The following is a 20,484-nucleotide window of genomic DNA, read 5'->3' as shown; positions in this document are numbered from 1 at the left end:
GGAGTCGTCTCTTGAGTCTGTTTCATTCCCACGATCACCACGACCATTCCGGTCACGACCACGCAGGCCATGGTCATGGCGGCCACCATCACGGTCATCACCATGGCGAAGCCTCCGGCCCTGCTGTCTTCCCGTGGCGTCGTGCTGCGTTGGCAGCGGTGCTGATTGCCTTCGCGGTCGCGGCGGCGAGTCTGGTGCAGGTGCGCTCCGGAGAGGCGACGGTCATCACGCGCTTCGGCAATCCGGCGCGGGTGCTGCTCGATCCCGGCCTGAGCTGGCGCTGGCCGGCGCCATTCGAAGCGGCGATCCCCGTCGACCTGCGTTTGCGCACCACCTCAAGCGGCTTGCAGGACGTCGGCACCCGTGACGGCCTGCGCATCATCGTTCAGGCGTACGTGGCCTGGCAGGTGCAGGGCGATCCGGACAACGTGAAGCGCTTCATGCGCGCCGTACAAAACCAGCCGGACGAAGCGGCCCGGCAGATCCGCACCTTCGTCGGCTCGGCGCTGGAAACCACCGCCGCGAGTTTTGATCTGTCGAGCCTGATCAACACCGACGCCAATCAGGTGCGCATCGCCGATTTCGAAAACCAGCTGCGTCAGCAGATCGATAAGCAACTGCTGACCACCTACGGGGTTCGCGTCCTGCAAGTGGGTGTTGAACGTCTTACGTTGCCGTCGGTAACCCTCAACGCGACGGTCGACCGCATGCGCGCCGAGCGCGAGACCATCGCCACCGAGCGCACCGCCATCGGCAAACGCGAGGCGGCGCAGATCCGCTCTGCCGCTGAACGCGATGCGCGGATTGTCGAGGCCGACGCAACCGTGAAAGCCGCCGACATCGAAGCGCAATCCCGCGTTGAAGCGGCGCAGATTTACGGTCGCGCCTACGCCGGTTCACCGCAGCTGTACAACTTGCTGCGCTCGCTGGACACCCTCGGCACCGTGGTGGGGCCGAGCACCAAACTGATTCTGCGCACCGATGCTGCGCCGTTCCGTGTCCTCGTGGACGGCCCGCCGACCTTGGATGGCAAGGTTGGAACGCAGCCATGACCGAGCAAGACACGGCGCACATCGAGCGGCCGGTGGTGAACAGTCCATGGCTGCAGGCCAGCCGGCTGGCGTTTTTGGGGCTGTATGTCGTGACCCTGCTGGCAGCGCTCGGCTGGGCTGTCTCCAATGTGCGGGAAATCGACCCACAGAACCGCGCCGTGGTGTTTCGCTTCGGTGAGATGGATCGCGTGCAGAACGCCGGTTTGCTGCTGGCCTGGCCGCAACCGTTTGAGCAAGTGGTGCTGTTGCCTTCTGCTGACCGCGTGATTGAGCGCCATGTCGAAACATTGATGCGTTCACCCACTGCGTTGGCGGCCGACAAGATCACCAGTTTTGCGACGCCGATGAGCGACGCACTGGCAGGTTCGGGTTATCTGCTTACGGGCGACGCCGGTGTCGTACAACTCGACGTGACGGCGTACTACAAAGTGACGGACCCACGGGAGTTCGTGCTCCAAGGCGAACACGTGCTGCCGGCACTGGACCGTCTGGTCAATCGCAGCGCCGTCAGCCTCACGGCGGCGCGGGATCTGGACACCATTCTGGTGGCGCGTCCCGAGCTGGTGGGCTCTGACAGCCAGTCTGCCGAGCGTCGCGAACGCCTGCGCGGCGATCTGGTGCAGGCCATCAATACGCGGCTTGGCGAGCTGACGGCCACTGGTGTGGGTCTGGGCGTTGAAGTCGTGCGTGTCGACGTGCAGTCCAGTCTGCCGGCTGCTGCGGTGAATGCGTTCAACGCGGTGCTGACTGCCAGCCAGCAAGCCGATCAGGCCGTGGCGAACGCGCGCACGGACGCAGAGAAACTCAACCAGACCGCCAATCAGCAGGCCGACCGCACGCTGCAGGTCGCCCATGCCCAAGCGTCTGAACGGCTGGCCAAGGCGCAGACCGACACCGCAGCAGTGACCGGCCTGGCGATGTCGATCCAAAACAAGAGCGATCCCGGATTGCTGCTGCGGATCTACCGCGAGCGGGTGCCGGCCATCCTGAAACAGGCGGGTTCAGTGACCACGGTCGACCCCCGCGACGATTCCCGCCTGATCATTCAGGGAGCTGACAAATGAGTGGCGAAGCCGTACACAACCATTCCCACGACCCTGCTCACCCGCATGCCGAGCCCGACGCGCCCGGCAGCATGCTCACCAGCCGTGAACAGCGAAGCGCAGCCCGACAGTTGACGCTGGCGATGCTTGCCCTCGGCCTGCTCGCGCTGGGGCTGGTGTGGCGATTTTTCTCGCCCGAGCAAGTCGGCGTCAGCCAACTGCTGTTGGGCGTCGCCTCGCTGTTGGTCGCCATCCCGGTGGTCAGCGCCGGCTGGCACAGCTTGCGGTACCCCAGCCTGCACGGCATTACTGACCAATTGATCGCACTGGCCATGCTGGGCGCGTGGGCGACGGGCGATTTGATGACCGCCGCGTTGCTGCCGATCATCATGATTTTCGGCCACGTGCTGGAAGAGCGCAGCGTGATCGGCTCCCAGGAAGCCATTCAGGCATTGGGCCGTCTGACCCGCAGCCACGCCCGGCTGATCGATAAGGATGGCTCCATTTGCGAAGTCGACAACGGTACGCTGGTGGCCGGTGATCGCGTCGAAGTGCGCGCCGGTGACCGTGTCCCGGCCGACGGCTTGGTGGTCTCGGGGCAGGCCAGCCTCGATACGGCGCCCATCACCGGAGAGTCGGTTCCGCTCGAAGCGCGCGCCGGCATGGAAGTCTTCGGCGGTGCGATCAACCTCGACGGGCTGCTGCGCATCGAAGTGACGCGCATTGGCAACGAGTCGACCCTGGGCAAGGTCATCGCACTCATGCAAAGTGCCGAACGCTCCAAACCGCCCATCACTCGCCTGTTGGAAAAGTACGCGGGCAGCTACATGGTGCTGGTGCTGCTGATCGCGGCCGTGACCTGGTTCATCACCAATAACGCCCAGGCCATGCTGGCGGTATTGGTCGCTGCCTGCCCTTGCGCGCTGGTGCTGTCAGCGCCGGCGACAGCCATCGCCGGTATTGCAGTCGCCGCGCGTCACGGCATTTTGATCCGCAGTTCGGCTTTCCTTGAAGAACTGGCCGACCTCACTTCACTGGTCGTCGACAAGACCGGCACGCTGACCTACGGCAGTTTGCGTCTGCAATCGGTTCAGGCTGAGGAGGGCGCGGGCGACGACGTCATTGAGCTGGCGGCAAGCCTGGGCTCGGCGAGCAGTCACCCGGTCAGTCGCGCGCTGGCCACGTTGGTGGGCAAGGATCATCTGCTCCCACTGGACGACATTCGAGAGCGCCAGGGGCTGGGCGTGGTTGCGCAGACCGCGCGGGGTGAAGCTGCGTTGGGGCGGCCTGAGCTGTTCGCGCAGATGGGCATCGCGACCTCGCCGATCCCCGATCACGATGGCCCGATTGCCGGGCTCGCGGTCAATGGCCACTTCCTGGCCTGGCTGCTGCTGGCCGACAGCCTCAAGCCCGAGGCGCGTCAGGCGCTCAGTGAACTGCGCGAACTGGGCATGGGTCGGCAGTTACTGCTGACGGGGGATCGCCAGAGTGTCGCCGACAGCCTCGGTCAGGCGGTCGGCATCAGTGATATCCACGCTCATGCGTTGCCCGAGGACAAGCTGAATCGGGTGCTGAGCGAAATCAAAAAAGGCTTTCGTCCGATGGTCGTCGGCGATGGCATCAACGACTCCCTGGCGCTCAAGGCCGGGGTGGTTGGCGTGGCGATGGGCGCGGGCGGTGCGGATATCGCGCTGGCCTCCGCCGACATCGTGTTGATCGGCAGTGATCTGCGCCGGCTGGGCACCTGTGTGCGGCTGAGCCGTCAGTGTCGCCACACCCTGCAAGTGAACGTGATCATTGGACTGGGCTGGACGCTGGCCATTGTCGCCATGGCGGCTTTCGGTGTGCTGGGTGCCGCAGGCGCCATGATCGCGGCGGTTTTGCATAACCTCAGCACGCTGCTGGTGCTGGGCAACGCCGGGCGACTGCTGCGTTTCCACGAGCCCATCGCGAAGTTTCACAATCCTTCCTAAGCCATATTCCCCGGCGCCTGCATCGAAAGCGCCGGGTTAGAGGGCTCCCCTAAGTATTAAAATTCGCTTGAGCTTTGAAGAACTCTGTTACAAATTAAGTTCAGTCTTGTTCGGGGTGCTCCATTTGCAGGCGTCACATTGGCTCGAATTCTGGGGCACGAGGTTGTACCCGTTGTAGATTCGTCGTCGTTCAAACAAGCCGATCGCCTGACGGCTCCTGATCTGGAGCCGGTTATGGACTACCCTTTTCCATGTAGCTGGATCAGGGGGATTTCATATGCTCGCGCAACTTCCACCGGCGTTACAGAACCTTCATTTGCCGCTGCGTCTCAAGCTCTGGGACGGCAACGAGCTCGACTTGGGAAATGATCCCCGCGTCACGATCGTGGTTAAAGACCCGTCCCTCGTTTCCGATTTCACCCACCCGAGTCTGGGCCTTCTGGGCAGCGCCTTCGTTGAAGGCCGGCTTGAGCTGGAAGGGTCAATCAGCGAAGTGGTCCGGGTGTGCGACGAGCTGACCAAAGCGCTGGTAGACGAGGGCGATGACAATCTCCCGGTGCGCACCGAGCACGACAAGGCCACCGACGCCGCGTCGATTTCCTACCACTACGACCTCTCCAACGACTTCTACCGCTTGTGGCTGGACCGGGAGATGGTCTACTCCTGCGCCTACTTCAAGTCCGGCAACGAGACGCTCGATCAGGCGCAACAGAACAAGTTTCATCACCTGTGCCGCAAGCTGCGCCTCAAACCGGGGGAGTACCTTCTCGACGTGGGTTGTGGCTGGGGAGGGCTTTCCCGCTTTGCCGCGAGTGAGTACGGCGTCCGGGTGTTCGGCATCACGTTAAGCCGTGAGCAACTGGCGCTTGCCCAGGAGCGGGTGCGCGCGGACGGTCTGCAGGACCGTGTCGAACTGCAGCTGCTCGACTACCGGGATCTGCCCAGGGACGGCCGCTTCGACAAGGTCGTCAGCGTTGGCATGTTCGAGCATGTCGGCCACGCCAATCTTGAGCTGTACGCAAAGTGTTTGTTCGGTGCGGTGAAGGAGGGCGGTCTGGTGATGAACCACGGCATCACCGCCAAGCACACCGACGGGCGACCTGTCGGGCGCGGCGCAGGAGATTTTATTGATCGCTATGTGTTTCCCAATGGTGAGCTGCCGCACCTGTCGATGATCACCGGATTCATCAGCGAGGCCGGGCTGGAGGTGGTCGATGTGGAAAGCCTGCGCCTGCACTACGCCAGGACGCTGGAGCACTGGAGCGCCCGTCTGGAGGAGAAGCTCGACCTCGCCGCTACGATGGTGCCGGAGCAGGCACTGAGGATCTTCCGGTTGTACCTGGCTGGTTGTGCGTATGCGTTTTCCAAGGGCTGGATCAATCTGCACCAGATTCTGGCGGTCAAGCCGCATGCGGATGGCAGCCATAATTTGCCGCTGACCAGGGACGATATCTACGCGTAATTGCTAAAACTTGTGGGAGCGAGCTTGCTCGCGAAGACGTCGGTACATCCATCGAATCATCGGCGGTTGAAATACCGTCTTCGTGAGCAAGCTCACTCCCACACTTGGCGTACTGCTCAATCACATCTACAGAATCGGCGAAATCAGCCTGGCAACGCGCATTCCCAACTGCTGAAGGTGATGGGTCTCTTTGCTCTCTTCACTGGAGATTTCGTGGGAGAGGGCGAAGTCGTCGATCAACATGGTTTCGACCTCGCGTGCGAAATCCTCATCCACGGTCAAGAGCATGAGTTCGAAGTTGAGCCGGAACGAACGATTGTCCAGGTTGGCGCTGCCGATCGCCGAGATCGCGTTATCCACCAGCACCACCTTCTGGTGCAGGAAGCCGGGTTTGTAGCGAAAGATGCGAACGCCTGCGCGGACGGCTTCAAACGCAAACAAGCTGGAGGCGGCATAGACCGTGTAGTGATCAGGACGCGACGGCAGCAGCAGGCGCACATCCACGCCGCGCAGGACCGCCAATCTCAGCGCCGCCGACACTGCTTCGTCGGGAATGAAATAGGGTGTGGTGATCCAAACCCGTTCGGTCGCCGCATGAATGGCTTCGACGAAGAACAGCGAGCAGGTTTCCTGCGCATCGGCCGGGCCGCTGGCAAGTAACTGGCACAGTACGCCGTCTTCCGGGTAGCTGTCGGGCAGGATCAGCGGGGGGATTTCACGAGTCGCCCAGAACCAGTCCTCGGCGAACGATTCCTGCAAGCACGCCACGACAGGTCCGACAACGCTAACGTGAGTGTCGCGCCATGGCGCCAGCGGCGGCTTGAGGCCGAGGTACTCATCGCCCACGTTGTGCCCGCCAACGAAGCCTTTGATGCCATCCACCACGACGATCTTGCGGTGGTTACGGAAGTTGATCTGGAAGCGCGTCAGCCAGCCGCCCCGTGTGGCAAAGGCCTTGATCTGAACGCCACCGGCACGCAGTTTGTCGATGTAGCGCGCCGGTAACGCATGGCTGCCGATGCGGTCGTAGAGCACATGAATCGCTACGCCTTCAGCGGCTTTTTCCAGCAACAGCCCTTGCAGTCGGCGACCGAGATCATCGTCATGGATGATGAAAAACTGCACGAACACCACTTCCCGGGCGCTTTTGATGGCCTCGAAAATCGCACCGAATGTTTCATCCCCGTTGATCAACAGCTTCACTTCGTTATTCGCCAGACACGGCATGCGGCCCAGTTTTGGCATCGCGCGCAGCGAGCGATAAGCGTCCGAGCGCCGCGCGGCCACCGCCTCTTCAATCCATGGCTTCCAGTTGAAGTCGGCGATCGCTGTGCGCATCTCGGTGTTCGCCTGACGCCGTGCTTTGATGTAGGCATCGAACGTACTCCGCCCGAAAACAAGGTACGGGAGGAGGGCGACATAAGGGATGAAAATGAGGGGCATCGCCCAGGCAATAGAGCCCTGAGCAGTACGTACGGTGAGTAAGGCGTGGATTGCTGCGACAATGCCCAGCAGGTGAGTGAAACCCAGCAAATAGCCAAAGAAATACGGGCTGTGGTAATCCATGCGCAACCTTGTGCTAGAAGCTTATTGGTGTCTAACAGACCACACTGCACCAGGATTGTCGCTATTTTATTGCGGGTGCAACTGGCTACCCGATCTGCCGTCTAACCGTCATCGTTCAGTGGCTTGCAAGCAGGCCGCATCAAGATGCCCAAGAGTAATAAAGGAACCCGATTCATGAAAAAGCGCGTACTGGCGTTGATGGTTTGTCTGACTGCCCCCTTCGCCCAGGCGCAGGTGTTGCAGCCGGGGCTGTGGGAGTTGAGTTCTAGCAACATGCAGGTCGACGGTCAGCAGATGCCGGACCTGCAGGTGATGCTGTCCCAGCTGCAAATGATGGCGCCGCAGCAGCGCGCGGCCATGGAGCAAATGCTGGAAAAACAAGGCGTTACTCTGGGTGGTAAGGGCGTACGTATTTGCCTGACCCAAGAGCAGGTCAAGAATGAGCAGATCCCGCTGACCGATCCGAAGTCGGGCTGCACCCAGCAGATCACCGAACGTACCGGCGCTACCTGGAAATTCAAGTTCAGCTGCCCTCGCGCTCAAGGCACCGGCACTGCACAGTTCCTGAGTGACCGTGAGTTCAATACCCACGTCATTGGCTCCTTCAACGCTACAGGGCAGCAGCAGAACGGCAGCATGGACACCCGAGCTGTTTGGCTGGGCCAGCAATGCGGAACGGTAAAACCGAGAACCTGATTCACAACGTTCCATAAGCGCCCTGAATTGTCAGGGCGTTTTTGTTGGTGCAGACAGCGGGTCGTGTTCCACGTGGAACATGGTGTTGTTTCACATGAGCTTTTCCGCCTTAGGCGTTGATGAGGCTCACTAAAACCCCGCCGATCTTATAAAAAGCTTCATCTTCGTCCGATAGCCCGGCTGTTATATTGTAACTATCGCCATCCATCTCTGAGCCGGGATGCTCAACGCCATCGGAACGTGCCATGCACCGACGTCAAATGCTGCTCAACATGCTTTTGGCCAGCGCCGCCTTTGCGCTTCCATTCTCAGTCAACGCGACGCAGATCCGAAACGCTCGACTGTGGCGTTCCGATAGCAAGCTGCGTCTGGTGTTCGACCTGAGTGGCCCGGTGCAGTACAAGACCTTCACGCTCAGCGCGCCCGAGCGGATCATCATTGATGTCAGCGGCGCGCGGCTTGAGGGCAACTTCAGTCAGCTGGCGCTGGAAAACACGCCGATCAAGTCCATTCGTTCCGGCCACTTCGGTCAGAGCGATACGCGCATCGTGCTCGACCTGACATCCCCCGTGCAGATCAACAGCTTCCTGCTGGGTCCCGATGGCGCGCAAGGCAACCGGCTGGTTCTTGATCTGGGGCATGACGTACTTGCCCGTCCGCCGGTGCAGTTGGCTGCAGCCGCACCGTTGGCGAAGGAGCCTCTCGCTCAGTCCGCGGGAAGGGACCGTTCCAAGCGCGACATCATGGTGGTCGTCGACGCAGGCCACGGCGGCAAAGACCCTGGCGCCGTCGGCTCGAAGGGTGAGCGGGAGAAAGACGTCGTGCTGTCCATCGCGCAGTTGCTCGCCAAGCGTTTGAAGCGCGAAAAGGGTTTTGATGTGCGCCTGGTTCGCAATGACGACTTCTTCGTTCCGCTGCGCAAGCGCGTGGACGTCGCGCGCAAATACAACGCTGACATGTTCATTTCGGTCCATGCCGACGCAGCGCCTCGTTTGACGGCTTCCGGCGCGTCGGTGTTTGCCTTGTCGGAGAACGGCGCGACCTCCGCGACAGCGCGCTTCATGGCCCAGCGTGAAAACGGCGCCGACCTGATCGGCGCGACCAGCCTGTTGAACCTGAAAGACAAGGATCCGATGCTGGCCGGTGTGATTCTCGACATGTCGATGAACGCCACGATCGCCGCGAGTCTGGATCTGGGTCACACCGTACTGGGCAGCCTGGAAGGGATCACGACGCTGCACCAGAAGCGCGTGGAACAGGCCGGTTTTGCGGTGCTGAAATCACCGGATGTCCCATCGATTCTGGTCGAGACCGGCTTCATCTCCAACAGCCGTGACAGTCAGCGCCTCGTCACCGCGCGTCATCAGCAGGCCGTGGCCGATGGTTTGTTTGATGGCATGAAGCGCTACTTCGAGCGCAATCCGCCAGCAGGGTCATATGTGGCTTGGCGCCAAGCGCAAAAGGCGAATGAGGCGTTGGTCTGACGGACTACGTCATGAGGCAGAATGTACAAGTTCGCTCTCATCAAACTTGACACCACTGCAGATGCACCTGGCTGAACACCCATTGTGGGAGCGCCGAGGAATCGGGGTCACCGACAGCCCATCACTCGGTCGCAGGTAATCTTGGTCCGGCTCCCGCTTGAACTGGACACCCGACTGATCGTCGTCCACCCCACTTTCCGGGTATAACCCACCCACGTCTCGCCGTCCGATGCCAGCCCGGTAAAAAACGTCAGCGAGCCATAACGGCTGTTGGTCTGCGCCCAGCGGCGCTTGCCCACGCTTTCGAAGCCGCGCACGAACATCGTCTTCCCTGCCACCGCCACGCTGTACGTGTTGTCGTCGGCATCGGTGCAGGCCAACAGCGTCGCAGTGCGCGTGCACAACGACTTGTCCAGCCTGGGCGAGGGTGGCAGGGCGAACGCCTGCGTACTCAGCACCAGCGAACACCCTGCCAACAACCCAAACCACCGCGTCATGAGGCTGCCTTCAAAAAAGATTAGCGCATTTGTATCGTTATAATATAACGTAAAAAGCGATCGCAACCGTACTCTGGTGAAACCTTCATGAACCGCCTTCCCGTTACCGTTCTGTCCGGCTTTCTTGGCGCTGGCAAAAGCACGCTGCTGAACCACATTCTGCGCAACCGCGAAAACCTGCGCGTCGCGGTGATCGTCAACGACATGAGCGAGATCAACATCGACGGGAGCGAAGTTCAGCGGGACGTCAGCCTCAATCGGGCGGAAGAAAAACTGGTAGAGATGAGCAACGGCTGCATTTGCTGCACCCTGCGCGAAGATTTGCTTGAAGAGGTCAGCCGGCTGGCCCATGAAGGCCGCTTTGACTATCTGCTGATCGAGTCCACGGGCATTTCCGAGCCGCTTCCCGTGGCGGAGACCTTTACCTTCCGTGATGAGCAGGGCCGGAGCCTGGCCGATGTTGCCCGTCTCGACACGATGGTGACGGTGGTCGATGGCCTGAATTTTCTGCAGGACTTCAACGCTGCAGAAAGCCTGGCTACACGTGGCGAGACCCTGGGCGATGAGGACGAGCGGGCGATCACTGATCTGCTGATTGAGCAGGTCGAGTTCGCCGACGTGATCCTGATCAGCAAGATCGACCTGATCAGCTCTACCGATCGCCGGGAACTGATGGCCATTTTGCGTCGCCTCAACAGTCAGGCGGAGATTCTGCCCATGGTCATGGGCGCCGTGCCCCTCGGCAAGATTCTCGACACGGGCCGTTTCGACTTCGAGCGCGCGGCGCAGGCACCGGGCTGGCTCAAGGAATTGCGTGGCGAACACGCGCCGGAGACTGAAGAGTATGGCATCGCATCCACGGCTTATCGGGCGCGTCGGCCCTTTCACCCCCAACGCTTTTTCGACTTCCTGAATGCGCCGTGGGAAAACGGCCGTCTGCTGCGCTCGAAGGGGTTTTTCTGGCTCGCCAGCAAGCACGAGGACGCGGGCAGTTGGTCCCAGGCCGGCGGCTTGATGCGTCATGGTTTCGCCGGTCGTTGGTGGCGCTTCGTGCCCAAAGCGCAGTGGCCGCAGGATGACGAAAGCACGCAGGTGATCATGCGCAGCTGGGAGGCGGAGACCGGCGATTGCCGTCAGGAACTGGTGTTCATCGGTCAGAACATCGACTTCGGTCGGCTGGCTGCCGAGTTGGATGAATGCTTGCTGACCGACGCCGAGATGGCGGCCGGCGTCGCGTGCTGGCGCTCGATGCCTGATCCGTTCGGCGACTGGTATGGCGACGCGGCCTAAAACCGGTCCGACTTACTGCGTTTTCCAGATGCCTTTGCTCTGCTGCTCGCAGAACGGTTTGAGAAACGCCGCGTCGCTGGCCACGCCGTAATAGTGAATGTTCTGCCGATAAGGCATATTGGCCACCTGCGCGTTGCTGCACTGGCCAAATGAACCGGAGGGGCACTGTTCCGAATACGTGACCTCGGTTTTCTGATCCTTGAGCTGGGGTTTGCAGAAGCCGTCATGGAACAGGTCTGGCGGAATGTTCAGGTTTTCCTGACAGACTTTGACGTCCACTCGCTCGCCTTGGCTGCGTACAACGCACGACTCGGCCCAGACCTGCGCCGACGTCATCGCCAGCAGCGCCCACGCCAGCCCCATGGGCAGCCTGATTATTCGCATCAATTACCTCCGTCAGCGCTCACTTCAGGAGCGAACTCAAGAATGGCCGACATGCTGCAGAACATCCCCACTCATGTCATTGCAGGCCCTTTAGGTGCTGGCAAGACTAGCCTGATCAGGCATCTTCTCGAGCAGAAACCTGCGCACGAGCGCTGGGCTGTGCTGATCAATGAGTTCGGCCAGATAGGCCTGGATGCGGCACTGCTGACGACCGGCGACGATGGTATCGCACTTGGTGAGGTGGCTGGCGGTTGCCTGTGCTGCGTCAACGGCGCGCCTTTTCAGGTGGGGCTCGGCCGGTTGTTGCGCAAGGCCAGACCGGACCGCCTGCTCATCGAGCCCTCTGGGCTGGGGCATCCGGTTCAGTTGATCAAGCAACTACATGAAGCGCCCTGGATCGGCGTGCTGGCGATCCAGCCCAGTGTCATGGTGCTCGACGCCCAGGCGCTCGCCCAGGGCAAAACGCTGCCTGACACCCAGCAAGACGCCCTGGCGCAGGCGGGCCTGTTGGTGTTGAACAAGTCTGATGGACTGGACGCGTCGACGCGAACGGCGATTACAGATGGACTGCCTGTTCGGCCGCTGCGCTGGACTGATCACGGCGCGTTGTCTCTGAATGCGTTGCCCGGCATCGACGTCAACGCTCACGCTGGCTCCGACAATCCGGCCATCCCCCGGTCATTGGCGCAACTCCCCGCAACGTGGTCGGACCCGATGGCGCCGGTGTGCCTGAGCCAGCAACAGGCGGAGGGCTGGAGCATTGGCTGGCGCTGGCACCCTGAGCGGGTATTCGATGCGGCAAAGGTGCAAGGCTGGCTGCAACCCTTGGGCTGGCGGCGCGCCAAGCTGATTATCCACAGCGAGAAGGGGTGGATCTCAGGCAATGCGCTAAACGGGAGTTCGCTGGAATGGACGTCGAGTGAGTGGCGCAGAGACTCTCGCCTTGAGCTGATCTTCGAGAAGCCCCAGGACGAGGCCGCTTTGCAGACAGCACTGGCGGCCTGTCTGCTTTAAAGCGAGTTATCCACAGCGGATCACTGTTTCCACTTGTTGTGTTCCTGACGCCACTGGCTCAGCTGGATAATTTCGGCCGTGGGCTTGGGGTCTTTGATCTCGAACGGGTAGGGCGCCAGTTCGATCTGCGCCGCATGGGCACCAAACATGGTGATCGTGCCGGGATGCCGATGCTCACCGGTGACGGTGAACTCGAAGTTATACACCCGAGCCAGGCGCTTGCGGCCCTCATTGTCGCGCTTGAAAGCGATTTTCTTCAGCGCGACGTTGCCGTCGAGCAGTTCGAGCTCGAGTTTGGCGCAGTGCTGTTTGACGCGTTCGAGCGCCCGTTCACGCAGGCCATGGGCGTGCCACAGCCAGGCGCCGGCGGTCGCCAGCAGCATGAGGACGAAAATGTTGCCCAGGGTCAGCATGGAAAAGGAACTCCAACAGAAGACTTGCAGCTTAACTGCGTCGGGTGACAGACAGCCATAGCCCGAAAGTTTAATTTCGCTTCACTTCGTCCGGCATCGCCACTACTGTGCCTTCCCGGTCTCAGGAACCTGTCATGAAACGCACGCCCCATCTACTCGCCATCCAGTCGCACGTCGTGTTTGGTCACGCCGGCAACAGCGCAGCCGTGTTCCCTATGCAGCGTATCGGCATCAATGTCTGGCCGTTGAATACCGTTCAGTTCTCCAACCACACCCAGTATGGCCACTGGGCGGGGGAAGTCCTGGCGCCGCAGCAGATTCCGGCGCTGGTCGAGGGGATTGCCGCGATAGGCGAGTTGGGGAATTGCGACGCGGTGCTGTCGGGTTATCTGGGCAGCGCAGCGCAGGGGCGGGCGATTCTGAGCGCCGTTGCGCAGATCAAACGTGCCAACCCGCGCGCGCTGTATCTGTGTGATCCGGTGATGGGGCACCCGGAGAAGGGTTGCATCGTGCCCCAAGAGGTCAGCGATTTCCTGCTGGACGAGGCCGCTGCAGTCGCCGACTTTCTGTGCCCCAATCAGCTGGAGCTGGACAGCTTCTCCGGCCGCAAACCCGAATCGTTGCTCGACTGCGTGGCCATGGCGCGGGCGTTGCTGGCCCGAGGTCCGAAGGCGGTGGTCGTCAAACACTTGGCCTATCCGGAGAAACCTGCAGACGGCTTTGAGATGCTGCTCGTGACCGAACACGAAACCTGGCACCTGCGCCGACCGCTGCTGGCATTCCCTCGGCAGCCGGTCGGTGTGGGCGACCTGACGTCCGGACTGTTTCTGTCCCGGATTCTGCTGGGTGACGACCTGCGCAGCGCCTTCGAATTCGCGGCCTCAGCAGTGCATGAGGTGCTGCTGGAAACCCAGGCCTGCGGCAGCTACGAGCTGGAGCTGGTGCGCGCGCAGGACCGAATCGCTCACCCGCGCGTCAAGTTCGAAGCCGTCCGGTTGTAGAGCGAATCCCGGCGCTGGCTTAAACGGGCTCATCCTTGATTTCACGATAACGCTTCTCCAGTTCCTGACGGATCTGGCGGCGTTGTTGTGCCTGCACGTAACGGCGCTTGTCTTCGCTGTTGGTCGGCGTCAGCGGTGGTACGCCGGCAGGTTTGCGCTGGTCGTCCACCGCCACCATGGTGAAGAAGCAACTGTTGGTGTGACGAACCGAGCGTTCGCGGATGTTTTCGGTCACCACCTTGATGCCCACTTCCATCGACGTATTGCCGGTGTAGTTGACCGATGCCAGGAACGTGACCAGCTCGCCGACGTGAATCGGCTCACGGAAAATCACCTGATCCACCGACAGCGTCACGACATAGCGTCCCGCATAACGGCTCGCGCACGCGTAAGCCACTTCATCGAGGTACTTCAGCAGCGTCCCGCCGTGCACGTTGCCGGAGAAGTTGGCCATGTCCGGGGTCATCAATACAGTCATCGACAGCTGGGCGTTTCCGGGTTCCATAGCGTGCTCACGGTCTAAAAGGGTCAGAAGGCACCTTGCTCAGGTGCTCGAATTGCAGATTGGCTACAAAACCATCGATACCGGGACGCCAACGGCCGCTCCGCCGTCACGCCCTGCACCCATCTGTTTCCATATATTGCACTGGCTTCTCGCGCTTTTGTGCGGTGTTAACCTGCGGAAGCCCTTGGATGGGGTAAATCCTGCGTCTCAGTCAGAATAATCGGACCTCGTTGGCGAGTTTTCGTACAGCAGTCGTCCCTCTTTCAGGCAGATACGCATATTTCACCGATTGCCAGCAGGAGCAGCGCCCATGCATGCCATCAGTTTCATTCAAGACCTGGCTGTGATCATGCTCGTCGCTGGCGTCGTAACGGTGGTGTTTCATCGGCTCAAGCAACCCGTCGTACTCGGCTACATTGTCGCCGGCTTTATCATCGGCCCGCACACCCCGCCTTTTGGCCTCATCCACGACGAAGACACCATCAAGACCCTCGCCGAACTCGGCGTAATCTTTCTGATGTTTTGTCTTGGCCTGGAATTCAGCCTGCGCAAACTGTTCAAGGTGGGTGCGACGGCGTTTATCGCCGCGTTTCTCGAAATCATGCTGATGATCTGGATCGGTTACGAAATCGGCCAGTTCTTCGCCTGGAATACCATGGATTCTCTGTTCCTCGGTGCCATTCTGGCGATCTCGTCCACCACCATCATCGTCAAAGCGCTCAACGACCTAAAGATGAAAAACCGGCGCTTCGCCCAGCTGATCTTCGGCGTGCTCATCGTCGAAGACATCCTCGGCATTGGCATCATCGCGCTGTTATCGGGCATCGCCGTGAGCGGCACGGTAAGCTCCGGCGAGGTATTTTCAACGGTCGGCAAACTGTCGCTGTTCATGATAGTCGCGCTGGTCATCGGCATTCTGGTTGTGCCGCGATTGCTGGCTTATGTGGCGAAATTCGACAGCGACGAGATGCTGCTGATCACGGTGCTGGGCTTGTGCTTCGGGTTTTGCCTGCTGGTGGTCAAACTCGAATACAGCATGGTGCTGGGGGCGTTTCTCATCGGCGCGATCATGGCTGAATCCAGGCAACTGGCGAAAATCGAGCACCTGGTCGAGCCCATCCGTGACATGTTCAGCGCGATCTTTTTCGTCGCAATCGGCTTGATGATCGATCCGAAAATCCTGCTCGATTACGCCTGGCCCATCGCCGTGATCACCGTTGCCGTGGTGCTGGGCAAGATGATTTCCTGCGGGCTGGGTGCTTTTATCGCGGGCAATGATGGCAAGACCTCGCTGCGGGTGGGCATGGGGCTGTCACAGATTGGCGAATTTTCCTTCATCATCGCAGCGCTGGGGATGACGCTGCAGGTTACCAGCGATTTTCTCTACCCGGTCGCCGTGGCGGTGTCTGCCATAACGACGCTCTTGACGCCTTACCTCATCCGGGCAGCAGACCCGTTGTCCCACACACTGGGCGCTATTGTTCCTGCACGCATGGCGCGGGTGTTTGGCCTATACGGAGAGTGGTTGCGCAGCATTCAGCCGCAGGGGCAAGGCGCCGTGCTGGCAGCGATGATCCGCAAGATCCTCTTGCAAGTCGGGATCAATCTGGCTTTGGTGATCGCCATCTTCTTCACCGGCGCATTCTTCGCGGAGCGTATTGGCGTCTATTTCAGCGATTGGGTCAGCGATGTCGGGCAGCAAAAAGCCTGGATCTGGGGTGGGTGCTTGCTGCTTTCCCTGCCGTTCCTGATCGCGGCTTATCGCAAGCTCAAGGCGCTGTCCATGCTGCTGGCAGAGATGAGCGTGAAGCCGGAGATGGCGGGCAGGCACACCGCGCGTGTGCGTCGGGTGATCGCCGAAGTGATCCCGCTGCTGTCATTGATGGTGATTTTTCTGCTGATCGCATTGCTGTCATCCAGCATGCTGCCGACGCGCGAATGGCTGATGCTGATTGTGGTCGTGGCGGCCGTGGTGGCTGCCGTGCTGTGGCGCTGGTTCATCCGGGTGCATACGCGCATGCAGATCGCGTTGCTTGAAACCTTGGGCAATCACCCTGAGTCATGAGCGCTGAATCAGCCTTGAGGTTCGTGCCTCAAGGCTGATTGAGGAGGGCGGCTGTGCTTCTCAGCTTTCCAGCCAGACGTCGCGCGCCCAGTGCCAGACGGATTCCCAGCTTTCTTCGGTGACCAGTTCTTCTTCGCCAGACCACAGCACCACAGTGCCGTCTTCTTCAACGCAGTAGTAATCCTCGCCGTCCTGACAGATCGGGATCAGCTCGCGCGGCACGCCGATGTCCCACGCGGTCGCCGCCACTTCCGGCAGGTACGTGTGCGAGCCCGGGTCAGTGACGGTGACGGGCTCAAGGCTGCCGTAGACCACGTCGCTGACGGTCAGCAAGAACTCTTTGAAGACGAAGGGGATATTGATGAACAGTTGCTCCTCAACCTCGACCAGTTGATCTTCATCAGGCAGCTCAAGCGGGACAGGGACCGGTTCATTGGCTTCACGGAGTTGTTCAATGACTTCTTCCACGACGTGGATCCTCTAACGATTTGCGCGGGTTATACAGTAGCTCAAAGGCATCGCCAAATTAACTTGGCTTCTCTAAAAACAGAACCCCGGAACAAGTCCGGGGTTCATTTGAAGCAGCTCAGCGGTATTAGCCGTTCTGGCGGATACCTGCCACCAGCCAAGGCTGGTTGTCACCCTGAGCGCGTTCCATGTTCCAGCTTTCGCTGAAGACCTCGCCCTGGTCGAAGCGCGACGTTTTCGACACACCATTGAACGTCAGCGTGGCAATCGTCTTGTCGGCACGATCGTCCAGACCGTCAAGTTGCACGTTGAGGTTGTCGATGAACGTGGACTGGAAACCGTCGCCCAGATCGGCGCGTTCCTTCTTCAGGAACTGCAGCATCTGCGGGGTCACGAACTCGGAGATTTTGTCCATCTCGTTCGCGTCCCAGTGCTGTTGCAGCGACTGGAAGTGGCTGCGCGCAGCCTCGATGAAGCGTTCTTCGTTGAACCAGGCCGGTGCGTTGATCACCGGACGGGCTGCCGCTGCTGGAGCGGAACCGCCGAAGATCGAATTCTGGGCCGGTTGTGGCTGTTCGAAGGTTTCACGCTGGTAAGGAGCACCGGCGGGAGCCATCTGTGGCTGCTGTTTGCGTCGACGCGCCGCGATGAAGCGGAAGATCACGAAGGCGATGATCGCCATGATCAGAATGTCGAAGAACTGCATGCCCTGGAAGCCACCGCCCATGAACATGGAGGCCAGAAGACCACCGGCGGCGAGACCGGCCAATGGGCCCAGCCATTTGGAAGCACCGCCCGCAGCAGGCGCAGGACGGCCGGCGGCATTAGGTGCTGCGGCAGGAGTAGAAGGAGCTGTTTGACGCGCCTGGTGACTTGGCGCCGAGCCCATGCTCTTGCCACCACCGAAACGCGCAGCGTTGACATCGAGGCTCATGGTGAGCCCGATAATCATTGCCAGAGCGATGCTAAGAAAACGTTGCATAAGGGAATTCCCGTTTGTGGATTGCACGCGCGCCATGTTGCACAGGACACATGGGGATGACCAGCGGCCATATGTTTCCGGCTTTTGCGTGGATCCTCACCAGCCTGTCCCACTTGGGTTGTAGGCAGGTGAAGAAAGTTCTGTAGGAAAGATGGGGGGTGGATGTGGGAATGCAAGTGGAGCATCAACGCATCGGCAGTTGCCGATCACACCGGCTCGAGCTTCGCGTACCCCAGCATCAGCCACTTGCTGCCTTCCGAGAAATTCACCTGGACCCGTGCCTGAGCGCCTGAACCCTCGAAGTTGAGGATCACGCCTTCACCAAACACCGCGTGCTGGACGTGCTGACCCAGGGAGAACTGGCTCTGCGGAATGGCTTCGCCATCGAACAAGCGGCTCGGGGCCATGGTTTTGGAACCGCCGAACGGCCGGGTCACGCTGTTGGACAACCGCACTTCCTGAATCAGATTGGCCGGCACCTCCCGGACGAAGCGCGAGACCTTGTTGTAGGTTTCGCTTCCGTACAAGCGTCGGGTTTCTGCGTAGGTCATCACCAGATGCTGCATGGCGCGGGTGATGCCCACGTAAGCCAGGCGACGCTCTTCTTCCAGACGCCCCGGCTCTTCCAGGCTCATCTTGTGTGGAAACAGGCCTTCTTCCATTCCCACCAGGAACACGTACGGAAACTCCAGACCTTTGGCGCTGTGCAGCGTCATCAGCTGAATGCTGTCTTCGTGCTCGTCCGCCTGCGTATCGCCGGCCTCCAGCGAGGCATGGCCGAGGAAGGCAGCCAGTGGCGTCAGGTCTTCCTCTTCGTCGCTGTTCTCGAAGGCGCGCGCGGCGCTGACCAGTTCCTCAAGGTTTTCCACCCGGGCCTGGCCTTTCTCGCCTTTCTCTTCCTTGTGGTACGTGATCAGGCCGGACTGCTCGATCACCGTTTGGGTCATCAGATGCAGCGGCATGTCCGCAGCCTTGGCGGCGAGGTTTTCGATCAGTTCGATGAACGCGCCCAGCGCGCCCGCTGCACGACCGGTCAAGCCTTTGTTGGCGACCAGCAGGCGCATGGCTTCCCACATGGAAACGTCGGCATGGCGCGCATGCTCGCGAATCGCTTCGACGGTTTTCTCGCCAATACCGCGGGGCGGGACGTTGATGACCCGCTCCAGCGCCGAATCATTACCACGCCCGTCCAGCAGACGCATATACGCCATGGCGTTCTTGATTTCGGCGCGCTCGAAGAATCGCTGGCCGCCGTAGATACGGTACGGGATGCGCTCGCGCAGCAAGGCCTCTTCGAGGACCCGCGACTGGGCGTTGGAGCGATACAGAATGGCGATATCGCTGCGCGCCAGACCGGTCTTGATTGCGCTTTCGATGGTCTCGACCACGTAGCGCGCTTCGTCGTGTTCGTTGAACGCGGCATAGAGATTGATCAGCTCGCCATCACCGACGTCCGTCCACAGCTCTTTGCCCAGACGCCCTGTGTTGTTGACGATCAAGCCGTTGGCGGCCTTGAGGATGCTCGCGGTGGAGCGGTAGTTCTGCTCCAGGCGAATGGTCTCGGTGTCGGGGAAATCTTCGGAATACTGATGAATATTCTCGATCTTCGCCCCGCGCCAGCCATAGATGGACTGGTCGTCGTCGCCGACCACCATCAGGCTGTCGCCACCCTGGGCGAGCAGGCGCAACCAGGCGTATTGAACGGCGTTGGTGTCCTGGAATTCGTCCACCAGCACGTGACGGAAACGGCGCTGATAGTGCGCAAGCAGGCTCGGGTTATCGCGCCACAGGTCCAGCGCGCGAAGCAGCAGCTCGGAGAAGTCGATAACGCCGGCGCGCTGACAGGCCGCTTCATAGGCCTCGTAGACCGACTTCATGGTCGTCAGAAAGAGATCGCCCGAGGCTTGAATATGTTTGGGACGCAGCCCTTCGTCCTTCTGCCCGTTGATGAACCACTGCGCCTGCCGTGCCGGCCAGCGCTGCTCATCCAGATTCAGCTCGCGCATGACGCGCTTGACCAGTCGTTGCTGGTCATCGCTGTCGAGGATCTGGAAGCTCTGGTTCAGACCCGCTTCCTGCCAGTGCGCCCGCAGCAGACGGTGCGCCAGGCCGTGGAAGGTGCCCACCCACATGCCGGCCGGGTTGATACCCATCAGTTGCTCGATGCGATGGCGCATCTCGGCAGCGGCCTTGTTGGTGAACGTCACCGACAGGATCGAGTGCGGCGAGGCGTTCTCGACCTGGATCAACCAGGCGATACGGTGCACCAGCACACGGGTTTTGCCGGAACCAGCGCCGGCCAGGACCAACTGACGACCCACGGAGGCAGCTACGGCCTGGCGTTGGGCATCGTTGAGGGAGTTAAGCAGAAGGGAGAGGTCATCGCGCATCGGGGCATTCTAGGGTGCCGTGAGGGCATGGGCAAACCCTAACGCTGGCCGGTCGTGATGTTGTCGGTCGCATTTTGCCGTCTGTAGATTTTAATTGATGACTGTTTGGTCTCGACGGTCCCTTGTGTATCCTCCGCGAACGTTCAAGGCCACCAATTATAAGAAACGCCATGACCTTAAGCTCCGAAGCCCCGGCCGA

At 60.6% G+C, this 20,484-nt stretch carries 19 protein-coding genes; 10 read left to right on the top strand and 9 right to left on the bottom strand.

Translation table 11 applies throughout. The annotated features are described in order from the left end of the window. Window positions 1–11: 11 nt before the first annotated feature. The 4 genes from hflC to cfaB all read left to right on the top strand — a co-directional run bounded on the left by hflC (window position 12) and on the right by cfaB (window position 5,530). On the top strand, window positions 12–1,052 hold the full coding sequence (gene hflC, locus SLW75_RS18395; RefSeq protein WP_410935103.1) for a protease modulator HflC: 1,041 nt from the start codon (window positions 12–14) through the stop codon (window positions 1,050–1,052). Next, on the top strand, window positions 1,049–2,116 hold the full coding sequence (locus SLW75_RS18390) for an SPFH domain-containing protein (RefSeq protein WP_410935102.1): 1,068 nt from the start codon (window positions 1,049–1,051) through the stop codon (window positions 2,114–2,116). Before hflC ends, SLW75_RS18390 begins: the two co-directional genes overlap by 4 nt. A 71-nt stretch (window positions 2,117–2,187) precedes the next feature. After that, window positions 2,188–4,068 carry a cation-translocating P-type ATPase gene (locus tag SLW75_RS18385; protein ID WP_410935188.1) on the top strand — a complete coding sequence of 627 codons (1,881 nt, stop codon included), beginning with the start codon at window positions 2,188–2,190 and terminating at the stop codon, window positions 4,066–4,068. 277 nt (window positions 4,069–4,345) lie between these two features. Then, on the top strand, window positions 4,346–5,530 hold the full coding sequence (gene cfaB, locus SLW75_RS18380) for a C17 cyclopropane fatty acid synthase CfaB (RefSeq protein WP_410935101.1): 1,185 nt from the start codon (window positions 4,346–4,348) through the stop codon (window positions 5,528–5,530). A gap of 126 nt (window positions 5,531–5,656) precedes the next feature. Here cfaB and cls read toward each other — a convergent pair whose 3' ends face one another. Next, a complete protein-coding gene (cls, locus tag SLW75_RS18375) occupies window positions 5,657–7,096 on the bottom strand; it encodes a cardiolipin synthase (RefSeq protein WP_065988111.1) in 1,440 nt (479 codons plus the stop codon). Window positions 7,097–7,270: 174 nt separating this feature from the next. Here cls and SLW75_RS18370 point away from each other — a divergent pair, with 174 nt between their 5' ends. Beyond that, the gene (locus SLW75_RS18370; protein WP_065988113.1) at window positions 7,271–7,792 is read left to right on the top strand and encodes a DUF3617 domain-containing protein; all 522 of its coding nucleotides are present in this window, start codon (window positions 7,271–7,273) and stop codon (window positions 7,790–7,792) included. A gap of 109 nt (window positions 7,793–7,901) precedes the next feature. On the opposite strand, the gene SLW75_RS18365 is transcribed toward SLW75_RS18370, so the two are convergent. Then, window positions 7,902–8,039 (bottom strand): hypothetical protein, encoded by a 138-nt coding sequence (locus SLW75_RS18365; RefSeq protein ID WP_410935100.1) that lies wholly within the window; start codon window positions 8,037–8,039, stop codon window positions 7,902–7,904. Here SLW75_RS18365 and SLW75_RS18360 point away from each other — a divergent pair. Further along, complete coding sequence (locus SLW75_RS18360; protein WP_410928326.1) at window positions 8,038–9,276, top strand: N-acetylmuramoyl-L-alanine amidase; 1,239 nt, start codon at window positions 8,038–8,040, stop codon at window positions 9,274–9,276. The two genes, SLW75_RS18365 and SLW75_RS18360, sit on opposite strands and share 2 nt — an antisense overlap. Window positions 9,277–9,383: 107 nt before the next feature. Here SLW75_RS18360 and SLW75_RS18355 read toward each other — a convergent pair whose 3' ends face one another. Beyond that, complete coding sequence (locus tag SLW75_RS18355; RefSeq protein WP_065988119.1) at window positions 9,384–9,773, bottom strand: glutamine synthetase; 390 nt, start codon at window positions 9,771–9,773, stop codon at window positions 9,384–9,386. 87 nt (window positions 9,774–9,860) lie between these two features. Between SLW75_RS18355 and zigA the strand changes: the two genes are divergently transcribed. After that, complete coding sequence (gene zigA, locus SLW75_RS18350; RefSeq protein ID WP_369318213.1) at window positions 9,861–11,063, top strand: zinc metallochaperone GTPase ZigA; 1,203 nt, start codon at window positions 9,861–9,863, stop codon at window positions 11,061–11,063. A 12-nt stretch (window positions 11,064–11,075) separates the two neighbouring features. On the opposite strand, the gene SLW75_RS18345 is transcribed toward zigA, so the two are convergent. Further along, window positions 11,076–11,447, bottom strand: coding sequence for an NADH:ubiquinone oxidoreductase (locus tag SLW75_RS18345; protein WP_065988123.1), 372 nt, complete (start codon window positions 11,445–11,447; stop codon window positions 11,076–11,078). Between the two features lie 51 nt (window positions 11,448–11,498). Here SLW75_RS18345 and SLW75_RS18340 point away from each other — a divergent pair, with 51 nt between their 5' ends. After that, entirely contained in the window at window positions 11,499–12,461 is a 963-nt protein-coding gene (locus SLW75_RS18340) for a CobW family GTP-binding protein (RefSeq protein ID WP_410935187.1), read from the top strand. A 20-nt stretch (window positions 12,462–12,481) separates the two neighbouring features. Here SLW75_RS18340 and SLW75_RS18335 read toward each other — a convergent pair whose 3' ends face one another. Continuing rightward, complete coding sequence (locus SLW75_RS18335; RefSeq protein ID WP_065988125.1) at window positions 12,482–12,874, bottom strand: DUF3301 domain-containing protein; 393 nt, start codon at window positions 12,872–12,874, stop codon at window positions 12,482–12,484. Between the two features lie 134 nt (window positions 12,875–13,008). Between SLW75_RS18335 and pdxY the strand changes: the two genes are divergently transcribed. Then, the gene (gene pdxY / locus SLW75_RS18330) at window positions 13,009–13,875 is read left to right on the top strand and encodes a pyridoxal kinase PdxY (RefSeq protein ID WP_296305898.1); all 867 of its coding nucleotides are present in this window, start codon (window positions 13,009–13,011) and stop codon (window positions 13,873–13,875) included. Between the two features lie 19 nt (window positions 13,876–13,894). On the opposite strand, the gene SLW75_RS18325 is transcribed toward pdxY, so the two are convergent. After that, the gene (locus tag SLW75_RS18325) at window positions 13,895–14,380 is read right to left on the bottom strand and encodes an acyl-CoA thioesterase (protein WP_065988133.1); all 486 of its coding nucleotides are present in this window, start codon (window positions 14,378–14,380) and stop codon (window positions 13,895–13,897) included. 310 nt (window positions 14,381–14,690) lie between these two features. On the opposite strand from SLW75_RS18325, the gene SLW75_RS18320 reads away from it, so the two are divergent. Then, window positions 14,691–16,445: a cation:proton antiporter gene (locus SLW75_RS18320; protein ID WP_410935099.1), complete on the top strand. Its 1,755-nt coding sequence runs from the start codon at window positions 14,691–14,693 to the stop codon at window positions 16,443–16,445. A 60-nt stretch (window positions 16,446–16,505) separates the two neighbouring features. Here the strand turns inward: SLW75_RS18320 and SLW75_RS18315 are convergent, their stop codons facing one another. The 3 genes from SLW75_RS18315 to uvrD all read right to left on the bottom strand — a co-directional run bounded on the left by SLW75_RS18315 (window position 16,506) and on the right by uvrD (window position 20,285). Continuing rightward, window positions 16,506–16,913, bottom strand: a complete 408-nt coding sequence (locus SLW75_RS18315; protein WP_065988140.1) for an SMI1/KNR4 family protein — start codon at window positions 16,911–16,913, stop codon at window positions 16,506–16,508. Between the two features lie 127 nt (window positions 16,914–17,040). After that, window positions 17,041–17,895: a Tim44 domain-containing protein gene (locus SLW75_RS18310; RefSeq protein ID WP_192130620.1), complete on the bottom strand. Its 855-nt coding sequence runs from the start codon at window positions 17,893–17,895 to the stop codon at window positions 17,041–17,043. 206 nt (window positions 17,896–18,101) lie between these two features. Continuing rightward, complete coding sequence (gene uvrD / locus SLW75_RS18305; RefSeq protein WP_065988144.1) at window positions 18,102–20,285, bottom strand: DNA helicase II; 2,184 nt, start codon at window positions 20,283–20,285, stop codon at window positions 18,102–18,104. Window positions 20,286–20,484: the final 199 nt, after the last annotated feature.

The sequence above is a fragment of the Pseudomonas sp. W5-01 genome (assembly GCF_046540435.1).
GTDB lineage: Bacteria > Pseudomonadota > Gammaproteobacteria > Pseudomonadales > Pseudomonadaceae > Aquipseudomonas > Aquipseudomonas graminis_B.
The sequence above is the reverse complement of the archived record's forward strand: the minus strand, read 5'-3'. Positions and strand labels throughout refer to the sequence as shown.

Coding starts and splice junctions, on each gene's coding strand:
- SLW75_RS18390 (WP_410935102.1), top strand. CDS start 1,049: ATGACCGAGCAAGACACGGCGCACATCGAGCGGCCGGTGGTGAACAGT.
- SLW75_RS18385 (WP_410935188.1), top strand. CDS start 2,188: ATGCTCACCAGCCGTGAACAGCGAAGCGCAGCCCGACAGTTGACGCTG.
- cfaB (WP_410935101.1), top strand. CDS start 4,346: ATGCTCGCGCAACTTCCACCGGCGTTACAGAACCTTCATTTGCCGCTG.
- cls (WP_065988111.1), bottom strand. CDS start 7,096: ATGGATTACCACAGCCCGTATTTCTTTGGCTATTTGCTGGGTTTCACT.
- SLW75_RS18370 (WP_065988113.1), top strand. CDS start 7,271: ATGAAAAAGCGCGTACTGGCGTTGATGGTTTGTCTGACTGCCCCCTTC.
- SLW75_RS18360 (WP_410928326.1), top strand. CDS start 8,038: ATGCACCGACGTCAAATGCTGCTCAACATGCTTTTGGCCAGCGCCGCC.
- SLW75_RS18365 (WP_410935100.1), bottom strand. CDS start 8,039: ATGGCACGTTCCGATGGCGTTGAGCATCCCGGCTCAGAGATGGATGGC.
- SLW75_RS18355 (WP_065988119.1), bottom strand. CDS start 9,773: ATGACGCGGTGGTTTGGGTTGTTGGCAGGGTGTTCGCTGGTGCTGAGT.
- zigA (WP_369318213.1), top strand. CDS start 9,861: ATGAACCGCCTTCCCGTTACCGTTCTGTCCGGCTTTCTTGGCGCTGGC.
- SLW75_RS18345 (WP_065988123.1), bottom strand. CDS start 11,447: ATGCGAATAATCAGGCTGCCCATGGGGCTGGCGTGGGCGCTGCTGGCG.
- SLW75_RS18340 (WP_410935187.1), top strand. CDS start 11,499: ATGCTGCAGAACATCCCCACTCATGTCATTGCAGGCCCTTTAGGTGCT.
- SLW75_RS18335 (WP_065988125.1), bottom strand. CDS start 12,874: ATGCTGACCCTGGGCAACATTTTCGTCCTCATGCTGCTGGCGACCGCC.
- pdxY (WP_296305898.1), top strand. CDS start 13,009: ATGAAACGCACGCCCCATCTACTCGCCATCCAGTCGCACGTCGTGTTT.
- SLW75_RS18325 (WP_065988133.1), bottom strand. CDS start 14,380: ATGGAACCCGGAAACGCCCAGCTGTCGATGACTGTATTGATGACCCCG.
- SLW75_RS18320 (WP_410935099.1), top strand. CDS start 14,691: ATGCATGCCATCAGTTTCATTCAAGACCTGGCTGTGATCATGCTCGTC.
- SLW75_RS18310 (WP_192130620.1), bottom strand. CDS start 17,895: ATGCAACGTTTTCTTAGCATCGCTCTGGCAATGATTATCGGGCTCACC.
- uvrD (WP_065988144.1), bottom strand. CDS start 20,285: ATGCGCGATGACCTCTCCCTTCTGCTTAACTCCCTCAACGATGCCCAA.